At 73.4% G+C, this 12,045-nt stretch carries 1 protein-coding gene; it reads right to left on the reverse strand.

Going from position 1 to position 12,045, the window contains the following annotated elements; all coding sequences use genetic code 11:
* Positions 1-11: 11 nt before the first annotated feature.
* A complete protein-coding gene (locus SLV14N_RS02405) occupies positions 12-11,885 on the reverse strand; it encodes a type I polyketide synthase (RefSeq protein WP_263267807.1) in 11,874 nt (3,957 codons plus the stop codon).
* Between the last annotated feature and the right edge of the window lie 160 nt (positions 11,886-12,045).

A 12,045-nucleotide genomic window follows, 5' to 3' on the forward strand; every position in this document is an offset into this window, starting at 1 on the left:
GACGGCGGTGCTCAGCCGTCCGCTGCGCCGAACGCGAGGCGCACAAGGTCGTCGACTTCCATGCTCTCGATGGCGTCCGGTGCGGGGGCGGAGTCGACGCCGTCCTCGCGGCCCGTGCCGGACGTCGTCGGCTGTGCCAGCGCCAGCAGGTCGTCGAGCAGTCCGGCCGCCCGCAGGCGTTCGACGGGGATGGCGGCCAGGGCCTCACGTACCGCTGCATCGTCCTCCGGTGCGGCGGCTGCTTGCCCCGTGGGATGACCAGGGGCGAGCTCCGCGCACAGGTGGTCGGCGAGGGCCAGTGGCGTGGGGTGGTCGAAGACGAGCGTGGCGGGCAGCAGGGCTCCGGTCGCGGTACCGAGCCGGTTGCGCAGCTCCACCGCGGTCAGCGAGTCGAAGCCGAGGTCCTTGAACGACTGCTGGTCACCGACCTCGGCCGCGGAGGCATGACCGAGTACGGCAGCGACCTGGGTGCACACCACGTCGAGCACGGCGTGGTGCGCCTCGTCACGGTTCAGGGTGGCGAGCGTGCGGGTCAGTGTCCCGGCGGAGCCCGCTCCGGGCGGTGCCGCCGGTTCCGCGGCCGCCGTCCGGCGAGGTGCGGTCGGCAGGAGGCCGCTCAGCAGCGGTGGTACGGGCCCGCCCGAGCCCAGGGCGCGGCGGTCGACCAGCATCGGCAGCAGGGCCGCCTCGGGCCGGCCGAGCGCCGCGTCGTGGAGGGCGAGCCCGCGGTCGGGGGACAGGGCGGGCAGGCCCGCGCGTGCCATGCGTTGCAGATCGGCTTCGGTGAGTCCGCTGGTCATGCCCGTCGTCCGGGACCACGGCCCCCAGGCGAGCGAGGTGGCGGGCAGCCCGGCGGCCCGGCGCTCGGCGGCGAAAGTGTCACAGAAGGCGTTGGCGGCGGCGTAGTTGGCCTGGCCGGGAGCGCCGAACACACCGGCGGTCGAGGAGAAGACGAGGAACGCCGCCAGGTCCTCGTCACGGGTGAGCTCGTGCAGATGGACCGTCGCATCGGCCTTGGGGCGCAGGACCGCGGACAGCCGCTGCGGGGTGAGCGAGGTGACGACGGTGTCGTCGAGTACGCCTGCGGTGTGCACGACGGCGGTGAGGGGGTGCTGCTTCGGTACCGCATCCAGCAGACCGCTCAGCGCCTCACGATCGGACACATCGCACGCCACCACCTCGACCTCAGCACCCAGACCCGCCAGTTCATCCACCAGGGCATCCACACCCGGAGCCTGCGAGCCACGACGACTCGCCAACAGGAGATGGCGTATGCCGTGCTCTACGACCAGATGCCGGGCCACCAACGCACCCAGACCACCCGTCCCGCCCGTCACCAGAACCGTCCCCTCCGGATCGAGGGGCACGGGCATGGTCAGCACGACCTTGCCCACATGCCGGGCCTGACTCAGGAACCGGAACGCCTCAGGAGCCCTGCGCACATCCCACGCCGTCACCGGCAACGGCTCCAGCACACCCTCCTCGAACAACTCCCGCACCTGCGCGAACATCTCCCCGATCCGGTCCGGCCCGGCCTCGATCAGATCGAACGCCTGGTAGCGCACCCCCTCATGCTCCGCCGCCACCTCCCCCGGCTCACGGACGTCGGTCTTTCCCATCTCCAGGAAGCGCCCACCCCGCGGCAACAGCCGCAACGACGCATCCACGAACTCCCGCGCCAGAGAATCCAGCACCACATCCACACCCCGGCCACCACTCGCCGCCAGGAACGACCCCTCGAAGTCCAGATCACGCGACGACGCGATATGCGCCTCGTCCAGACCCAGAGCCCGAAGCGTCCCCCACTTCCCCGGACTCGCAGTGGCGAACACCTCCGCACCCAGATGCCGCGCCAACTGCACCGCAGCCATCCCCACACCACCCGCACCAGCGTGCACCAGCACGGATTCACCCGCCTGGAGACCGCCCAGCTCCACCAGCGCGTAATACGCCGTCAGGAACACCACCGGAACCGACGCCGCCTGCGCGAACGACCAGCCCTCCGGAACCCGGACCACCACCCGCTCATCAGCCACCGCCACCGGACCGAACGCGGACGGGAACAACCCCATCACCCGGTCACCCGGCGCCAGTCCGAGGACACCGGGGCCGGCCTCGGTCACCACGCCCGCGCCCTCCAGGCCGAAGGCTCCCGCGTCGCCCGGGTACATCCCGAGGACGTTCAGCACATCGCGGAAATTCACCCCGGCCGCCCGCACCGCGATGCGCACTTCGCCCCGTCCCAGTGGTCGTGCGGCGTCGTCGTGGGGCATGAGGGTGAGGTGATCGAGAGTTCCCTTGCCGGTCATGCCGAGGCGCCAGCGGGTGCCGTCGGCGGGCTCGCGCAATGCGGTACCGGCGTGGACCGGGGCGACCCTCGGCAGATGCACGGTGCCGCCGCGGACGGCGAATTGGGGCTCGTGGGTGGCCAGCGCGGCGGGCAGCGCGGCGTACGAGGTGTCCTGGCCGTCGAGGTCGGCGAGGACGAACCGGCCGGGGTGCTCGGACTGCGCCGAGCGCACCAGCCCCCAGACGGGGGCGGCGGCGGCATCGTGATGGGTGGTGCCGGGTGCGTCGACGGCTGCCCGGGTGACGAAGACGAGCCGGGCCGCGGCGGGTGGGTCCGCCAGCCAGCGCTGGACGAGTGCCAGGGCGCCGGTCGCCGCCTCGTGCGGGTCGGCGGCGGGGAGCTCCACGAGGACGGTGCCGGCGGTCTCGTGGAGATCGGCCGTACTCGTCAGCCGGGTCACGGTCAGGCCCGCGCCGTCCAGGCCGGCGGCGAGGGCCTCGCTGTCCAGGACGAGGAGGCGGGCCGGCTCCTCGGACGGCGTCGTGGGCAGAGGGGCCACGGGCCAGTCGAGGTGGTAGAGGGGACCGGAGGGCCGGGCGGAGGGCGCGATCCGGGCGGTGGACATCTCGCGCAGCGTCAGTGCCTCGATGTCGGCGACGGGCCGGCCTTCGGCGTCGGCGAGGGTGAGGGCCACGGTGCCGGGTGCGGACAGGTCGCAGCGGACCCGCAGGTGCCTCGCCCCGGTGGCGTGGAGCTGCACTCCGCGCCAGGAGAAGGGCAGCCGTCCCCTCTCGGTGTCCTCCGTCGGCAGGAATGCGGACGCATGCAGAGCGGCGTCGAGCAGCGCCGGGTGGAGCGCGAAGCGGTCCGCGTCCTGGTGTGCGGGCTGGGGCAGGGCCACCTCGGCGAGTACCTGGTCGCCGTGGCGCCAGGCGGCACGCAGTCCTTGGAAGAGCGGTCCGTAGTCGAACCCGCCCGCGCTCAGTTGCTCATAGAGGTCCTCGACCGGGAGTGGCTCGGAGCCGACGGGCGGCCATGCCGACGGGGCCGGTGCCATGGGCTGCGGGCGGGCGGCGGAGAGGGTACCGGTGGCGTGCAGCGTCCAGGGCTCTCCGGGAGCCGGGTCGACGTGGCGGGCGTGGACGGTGAACGGCCGGCGGCCCTGGCCGTCGTCGGCGCCGAGGACCGCCTGCAGGTCCACCGTGTCCCGCTCGGGGAGGATGAGGGGGCTGACCAGGGTCAGGTCCTCGACGTGGGGGCAGTCGGCCCGGTCGCCCGCCAGGAGCGCGAGTTCGAGGAAGGCCGTGCCGGGGACGACGGCGGTGCCCGCGAGGGCGTGGTCGGCGAGCCACGGCTGGTCGCGTACCGAGAGCCGGCTGGTGAACAGGCGGCTGCCGTCGGCGAGTTCGACGGCCGCGCTCAGCAGCGGGTGCCCGGCCGGGCTGATTCCCGCGGTGGCGAGGGCGCGCGGGGTCGGCCAGTAGCGCTGCCGCTGGAAGGGGTAGGTGGGCAGGTCGGTGACGGCCGTGCGTCCGGGGCGGGCGTTGGCGACGGCGGACCAGTCGAGGTCCGCGCCGTGGACATGGGCGCGGGCGAGGCCGTCCAGCAGCGAGCGGGACTCGGAGGTCCGGTCGCGGAGCAGCGGGATGACTGCCGTGCCGGTGGAGTCGGCGGGCAGACAGCCGGCTGCCATGGCGGAGAGCGTGCCGTCGGGGCCGAGTTCGACATAGCGCCGGACGCCCTGCTCGGCGAGTCCGCGGACGCCGTCGTGGAACCGGACGGCTTGCCGGACCTGACGCACCCAGTAGTCGGGGCAGTGCAGTTCGGTGGCGACCTCGCCGGTCAGGTTGGACACCACGGGGATGCGCGGCTCGTGGTAGGTGAGCGCCTCGGCGACCGTGCGGAACGCGGCGAGCATCGGGTCCATGTGCGGTGAGTGGAATGCATGGCTGACCCGGAGCTGCTTGGTCCGGCGGCCATCGGCGGCCAGCCGTTCGGCGATCCGGGTCACCGTGGGGCGGTCGCCGGAGATCACGACGGAGTCGGGGCCGTTGACGGCGGCGGTGCACACCTGCCGGCCGAGTCCGTCGAGCAGCGGCAGCACCTCGGCCTCCGTCGCCTGGAGCGCGACCATGGCGCCGGTCTCCGGGAGCTCCTGCATGAGCCGGCCGCGGGCGGCGACCAGGGCACAGGCGTCGGGCAGGGAGAACACCCCGGCGCTATGCGCGGCGGTCACCTCGCCGATGGAATGGCCCAGCAGGTAGTCGGCGCGCAGACCGGTGCTTTCGACGAGGCGGTGGAGGGCGGTCTCCATGGCGAACAGTGCGGGCTGGGTGTACTCCGTCCGGTGGAGCAGACCCTCGGGGTCGTGGAACATGACGTCGCGCAGCGGACGGTCGAGAGCGTCGGCGAAGTGCTCGCAGACCTCGTCGAGGGCCTGGGCGAACACCGGGAAGCCCTCGTACAACTCCCGTCCCATTCCGGCCCGTTGTGCGCCCTGCCCGGGAAACAGGAAGGCGGTGCATGCGCCGGGACGGACCATGCCGTGGGCGGCTCCGGTTGCCGGTTCCTCGCCGGAGGCCAGTCCGCCCAGGGCGGACAGCAGGGTGGCACGGTCGGTGCCGTGGGCGACCGCGCGGTGCTCGAAGGACGCGCGGGTGGTGGCCAGGGCGTGGCCGACGGCTGCGACGGACAGGTCCTGGTGGCGTTCGGCGTGTGTGTGCAGGGCCGTGGCCAGGGCGCGGAGCGCCTCGGGGCTGCGGGCGGACAGCGGCCATACGACCGGCAGCGGGGTGGCGTCGGCGGCGTCCTGTGTGTCGGGCTGCGCGCCGTCCGCAGGTTCGGCGGGCTCGGACGGTTCCGGGGTGGCCTGTTCGAGGATGAGGTGCGCGTTGGTGCCGCTGAAGCCGAAGGAGGAGACCCCGGCTCTGCGGGGGCGCCCGTGATCGGGCCACGTGAGGGGAGCGGCCAGCAGTTCCACGGCGCCTTCGGCCCAGTCCACGTGGGACGAGGGCGCATCGAGGTGCAGCGTCCGCGGCAGCAGGCCATGGCGCATGGCCTGCACCATTTTGATCACTCCGGCCACGCCGGACGCGGCCTGGGTGTGCCCGATGTTGGACTTCACCGACCCGAGCCGGAGCGGCCGGTCCGCGGGGCGCTCCTGACCGTAGGTGGCGAGGAGCGCCTGGGCCTCGATCGGGTCGCCGAGGGTGGTGCCGGTGCCATGTGCTTCGACGGCGTCGACCTCACCGGCCGTGAGCCGGGCGTCGGCGAGCGCCGCCCTGATCACCCGTTGCTGGGAAGGGCCGTTGGGCGCCGTGAGGCCGTTGCTCGCGCCGTCGGAGTTGATGGCGCTGCCACGGACGACGGCCAGTACCGGGTGCCCGTTGCGCCGGGCGTCGGACAGCCGCTCGACCAGCAGCATGCCGGCGCCCTCGCCCCAGCCGGTGCCATCGGCACCGTCGGCGAAGGCCTTGCAGCGGCCGTCGGCGGACAGCCCGCGCTGGCGGCTGAACTCCAGGAACGCGGCAGGGGTCGACATCACCGTGACCCCGCCCGCCAGGGCGAGCGAGCACTCCCCCGACTGGAGGGCGCGTACGGCCCAGTGCAGGGCGACGAGAGAGGAGGAGCATGCCGTGTCGACGGTGACGGCCGGGCCTTCGAGGCCGAAGGAGTAGGCGATCCGGCCGGAGACCACGCTCGCCGCGTTGCCCGTTCCCAGGTATCCGCCCACGGCTTCGGCGGCGTTGCCCAGGACGGTGGTGTAGTCCTGCCCGTTGGTGCCGGCGTAGACGCCCGTACGGCTGCCGCGCAGGGACAGCGGGTCGATGCCGGCCCGCTCGAACGCCTCCCAGCAGACCTCCAGCAGGATCCGCTGCTGCGGGTCCATGGCGAGGGCCTCGCGGGGCGAGACGCCGAAGAATCCGGCGTCGAAGCGGTCGACTTCGGTGAGAAAGCCGCCCCGGCGGGTGTAGGTCGTTCCCTCGTGCTCCGGATCGGGGTCATACAGTGCCGCGGTGTCCCAGCCACGGTCATCGGGGAACTCCCCGATGGCGTCGCCGTCGGCGGCCAGGAACTCCCAGAATGCGTCCGGTGTCCGGATGCCGCCCGGGAAGCGGCAGCTCATCGCCACGATGGCGACGGGCTCACCGGCGCTCGTGGCGTCGGCCCCGACTGCGGTCAACTCCTGGTCACTGCCGAGCAGTTCGGCTATTAGGTAGGTGGCGACGGCCGAGGGCGTGGGGTGGTCGAAGACCAGGGTGGCCGGCAACCGGAGTCCGGTCCTGTGGCCGAGCGCATTGCGCAGTTCGAGGGCGGTCAGGGAGTCCAGACCGAGGTCCTCGAAGGCCCGGTCGGCGTCGACCCGGCCCGCCGAGCTGTGGCCGAGGACGGCGGCGATCTCGGTGCGTACGAGGTCGAGAACCTGGGCGTGGCGCTCTTCCGGTGCCAGGGCGGCCAGTGCCTGCGCCGCCGAGGCTCCGGCGCCCGCGCCCGGTCCGCGCGCCGGGGCCGCGGTCCGCTTGGCGGGACGGCCGGCGAGTTCCCGGAGCAGGGGGGCAACCGTAGGGCCGCTCCTGCGGATCGCGGCGACATCGAGCGGCACCGGGATGGGTACCGTCCGATCCTGGGACAGACAGCGGTCGAAGAGGGCGAGTGCCGCCTCGGTGGACAGCGCACCGACGCCGCCCCGGTCCATCCGCCGCCGGTCCGTCTCGTCCAGGCGGGCGCTCATCTCGCTGCGCTCCGCCCACATTCCCCAGCCGAGGGCGAGGGCCGGGCGGCCCTCGGCGCGGCGGCGGTGGGCGAGCGCTTCCAGGAAGGCATTGCCGGCGGCGTAGTTGCCCTGGCCGGGACCGCCGAAGGTGGCGGCCGCCGAGGAGAACAGGACGAAGGCCGACAGATCGAGGTCCCGGGTGAGCCGGTCGAGGTTGACCGCGGCATCGGCCTTGGGACGCAGGACGGTGGCCATCCGCTCGGGGGTGAGGGAGGAGATCACCCCGTCGTCGAGCACACCGGCGGCGTGCACGACCGCCCCCAGGGGGTGTGCTTCGGGGAGGGTGGCCAGCAGGTCGGCCAGGGCCGCGCGATCGGCGACATCGCAGGCGGCGAGGGTCACCCGGGCGCCGAGCTCGCGAAGCTCCGCGGCCAGTTGTTCGGCGCCGGGTGCGGCCGCGCCGCGCCGTCCGACGAGCAGCAGATGCCGTACACCGTGTCCGGTCACCAGGTGTCGGGTCACGGCGGCGCCCACGGTCCCGGTGGCTCCGGTCACCAGAACGGTGCGGAACGCATCGAAACGGGCTGCGGCTGTGGGGTGCTCAGTGGTCCGGGAGGGCTGGGGAAGCCGGGTCAGACGAGGTGCCAGGAGGCACGCGGCGCGGACGGCGAGCTGTGTCTCCCCGGACCCCACGGCCGCGCTGACCGCTGCGGTGGGCAGGGCATCGCCGTCGGTGTCGGTGTCGGTGTCGGCATCACCCTCGGTGTCGCCGTCGGCGTCCACGAGCAGGAAGCGGTCGGGGTTCTCCGACTGCGCCGAGCGCACCAGGCCCCATACCGCGGCGGCGGGCAGGTCCGTGACGGTCTCGTCCGGGGAGGTGGCGATGGCGCCCCGGGTGAGGAAGACCAGGCGTGCGTCGGCGAGGCACGGCCGGGCGAGCCAGGTCTGGAGCAGCGTCAGGGCGTGCACGACCGAGGTGTGGGCGGCGTCAGCCGGTTCACCGGACTCGGCGACCGGGGCCACTTCGGCGGTCCGCCAGGGGACGACGACGAGGTCGGGGGCGTCGACGCCCTGTTCCACGGCCGTGGCGAGCGCGTCCAGTTCGCTGGGGAGCCGGGGTGCTTCCGCGTCGGTCCCGGGGCTGTCCGCGCCGAGGACGGCGACCCGGTAGGGCGGCTGCTGGGGGGTGGGCGGCCGCAGTTCGGTCCATTCGACGGTGAAGAGATCGTCGCGGCCGGAGGGCGTCTGCGGCAGTGCGACCTCGGCGGAGGGCACCGGGGTGACGGAGCCGAACGAGGCAACGGGCTCGCCGAGTTCGTCGGTGAGGTGGATGTCCACGCCGCCGCCGTCGGCGGGGGTGAGGCGGGCCCGCACCGACTCCGCGGCCACCGCGTGCAGCACACAGTCGCGCCAGGACACGGCGACGGCTTCGGGGTGCCCCGCGGCAGGTAGCGCCCGCAGCACCGCGTCGAGCAGCGCCGGGTGCAGGGCGAACCGGGCCGCGTCGCCGAGGTACGCCTCGGGCAGCGCGGCCTCGGCGAACACCGTGTCACCGTGCCGCCATACGCCGCGCAGCCCGTCGGACGGCTGACCGTGCGGGGAGGCGTCGTCTTCCCGCGCCGGGTGCCCTGTGTCCGGGTCCACGGTCCGGGCGTCGGCGGGGGGCCAGGCCCGGAGGTCAGGGCCGGGCCGCCGCGGCGGCTGTGGGGTGAGCACACCGTGGGCGTGCCGGGTCCACGGTGTCTCTTCGTCCTGCCGGTCGGCGGGCCGGGAGTGCACCGTGAGGGTCCGCTGTCCGTCCGGTTCGCCGGCGGCGCCGAGTACCACCTGGATGTCGACGGCGGACTGCTCGGGCAGGACGAGGGGGGTGTCCACCCTGAGTTCGGCGAGGTGCTCGCAGCCGGCGACCGCGCCGAGGTGCAGGGCGAGGTCGAGGTAGGCGCTCGTGGGGAGCTGGACACGGCCGTCGGCCGCCCGGTCGGCGAGCCAGGGGTGTGCGGAGGGTGTGAGGCGTCCGGTGGAGACGACGGCGCCGCGGTCCGCCAGCGTGATGGCCGTCGGGAGCAGTGGGTGTTCGCCCTTGCGGTGCGCGGTGGCCGCCTCAGGGGCCAGCCAGTAGCGCTCGCGCTGGAAGGCATAGGTGGGCAGGTCGACACGGTCAGCGGCGGGGAAGAGCCGGTCCCAGTCGGGGCTCGCGCCGCGGGTGTGCAGTGCGCTCAGGGCAGTGAGGACGCTGTGGGTTTCGGCCCGCTCCTTGCGCAGGGCGGGTACGAGAAGGTGGCCGCTGTCCGCGTCGAGACAGCCCTGGGCCAGGGCGGTGAGGGTGGCGTCGGGACCGATTTCGAGGAAGCGGGTGACGCCGCGCCGCTCCAGTGCCCGGATGCCGTCCGCGAACCGTACGGCCTCTCGTACGTGCCGTACCCAGTAGTCGGCGGTCCCCAGGTCGGTGGCCGGCTCCCCGGTCACATTGGAGATGATCGGGAGAGTTGGCTGACGGAACGTCACATCCGCTGCCACCACACGGAATTCAGCGAGCATGGGGTCCATCAGCGGGGAGTGGAAGGCATGGCTGACCCGGAGTCGTTTCGCCTTGCCGCCCTGCTGCTCGAAGTGCCGGACGAGCCGGGCGAGCGCGTTCTCGTCGCCGGCCACGACGGTCGTCCGGGGCCCGTTGACGGCGGCGATGCTCAGCCGTTCGCCGGCGTCGGCCAGCAGCGGCAGCACCTCGGCCTCGGCGGCCCGGAGGGAGAACATCGCACCCCCGGGCGGCAGTTCCTGCATCAGGCGGCCGCGGGCGGCCACGAGCCGGCAGGCGTCCGGCAGCGAGAGAACTCCGGCGACGTGCGCGGCGGCCAGCTCCCCGATGGAGTGGCCGAGCAGGAAATCGGGCGCAAGGCCCCAGGATTCGATGAGCCGGAAGAGTGCCACCTCGAAGGCGAACAGAGCGGGCTGGGTGACGCCGGTCCGGTCCAGCGCCGCTGCGTCCCGGCCGAAGACGATGTCCCCGAGCGGATGCGGCAACTCCGGGTCGAGATGGGCACAGATCTCGTCGAAGGCCTCCGCGAAGACGGGGAACGCCGCGTGAAGGTCACGGCCCATCCCGAGTCGCTGGGCTCCCTGGCCCGCGAAGAGGAAAGCCGTCCTGCCGCGACCGGCCGTTCCCCGGACGGCCGCGGTGTCGTCGCCCTGCGCGAACCGGGCGAGTCGCCGCAGCAGTTCCTCGCGGTTCCCGCCCAGCACCACCGCGCGTTCCTCGAAGGCGGTACGGGTGGTGGCCAGCGAAGCACCGATCTCCACGGTGCCGACGGTCTCGGGCAACTCGCCCGCGTGGGCGAGCAGTTGTTCCGCCTGGGCCCTGAGTGCCGGTTCACTGCGGGCGGAGAGCACCCAGGGCACCACCGGAAGCGGCGCAGCGGGCCACGGCGCCCGGCCGGGATGCTCCCCGGGCCGTTCGGGCTCCGCCGCGTCGGTGCCGGGTGCCTGCGGCTCCGTTCCGGCGGGCGGGGCCTGTTCGAGCACGGCGTGGGCGTTGGTCCCGCTGACCCCGAAGGCCGAGACCCCGGCGCGCCGCGGCCGGCCGGTGTCCGGCCAGTCCACGGCGCCGGTGAGCAGCCGGACGTCGCCGTCGCTCCATTCGACGTGGGAGGAGGGCCGCTCGGCGTGCAGGGTGCGGGGCAGCACACCGTGCCGCATCGCCTGCACCATCTTGATGACTCCGGCGACACCGGCCGCGGCCTGGGTGTGGCCGATGTTGGATTTGACCGTGCCGAGCCACAGCGGGTGGCCCGCTTCCCGTTCCTGGCCGTAGGTGGCCAGCAGCGCCTGCGCCTCTATGGGGTCGCCGAGGGTGGTGCCGGTGCCGTGCGCCTCCACGGCGTCCACGTCGGAAGCGGTCAGCCCGGCGGCGGTGAGCGCGGCGCGGATGACCCGCTGCTGGGACGGTCCGTTGGGGGCGGTCAGTCCGCTGCTCGCCCCGTCCTGGTTCACGGCGGTGCCCCGTACGAGTCCGAGGATGCGACGGCCGTTGCGGCGGGCGTCGGAGAGCCGTTCGAGCAGGAGCAGTCCGGTGCCCTCGCCCCAGCCCGTGCCGTCGGAGTCGTCGGAGAAGGCCTTGCAGCGGCCGTCGGCGGACAGCCCGCGCTGGCGGCTGAACTCCAGGAAGGTGACGGGGGTGGACATCACCGTCACGCCGCCGGCGAGGGCGAGGGAGCACTCTCCCTGGCGCAGCGCGTTGCAGGCCAGATGCAGGGCGACCAGTGAGGAGGAGCAGGCGGTGTCGACGGTCACCGCCGGGCCTTCGAGGCCGAAGGTGTAGGCGATCCGGCCGGAGGCGATGCTGGCGGCGCTGCCGTTGCCCAGGTGTCCTTCGAGCCCGGCGGGCGGTTCGGTGAACCGCGAGCCGTAGTCGTTGTACATGACGCCGACGAAGACCCCGGTGGGGCTGCCCTTGAGCGTCTGCCGCCGCAGACCGGCCCGTTCGAACGCCTCCCAGGACGTTTCGAGGAGCAGGCGCTGCTGCGGGTCGGTCGCCAGCGCCTCGCGGGGCGACATGGCGAAGAAGTCCGGGTCGAAGTCGGCGGCGTCGTGGAGGAAGCCGCCTTCCCGGGTGTAGCAGGTGCCGGGGTGGGCGGGGTCCGGGTGGTAGAGGGAGTCCACGTGCCAGCCGCGGTCCTCCGGGAACGGCGTGATGCCGTCGGTGCCGTCGGCGACCAGCTGCCAGAGGTCTTCCGGCGAGCGCACTCCGCCGGGGTAGCGGCAGCTCATGGCCACGATCGCGATGGGCTCGCGTTCGCGGGTCTCCATTTCCCGCAGACGCTTGCCGGTGCGGTGGAGATCCGCTGTCACCCGTTTCAGATAGTCGCGGAGCTTTCCCTCGCTCACAGTTCAGCTCCCTTCCCCGGACCGCTCGGCGGACCGGCGGCCTGCCGCACACCGGCGACCGCCACGCTGGAATCCTCTTCTCGCTGATCACATTCTGTGGGCGTGGATCGGCCGATCAGCGCGTCGGCCGGTGACTCTAAGAGAACCCCTAGGACGTGCT

Source organism: Streptomyces sp. Je 1-4 4N24 (assembly GCF_026239515.1).
Taxonomy (GTDB): Bacteria; Actinomycetota; Actinomycetes; order Streptomycetales; family Streptomycetaceae; genus Streptomyces; species Streptomyces nigrescens.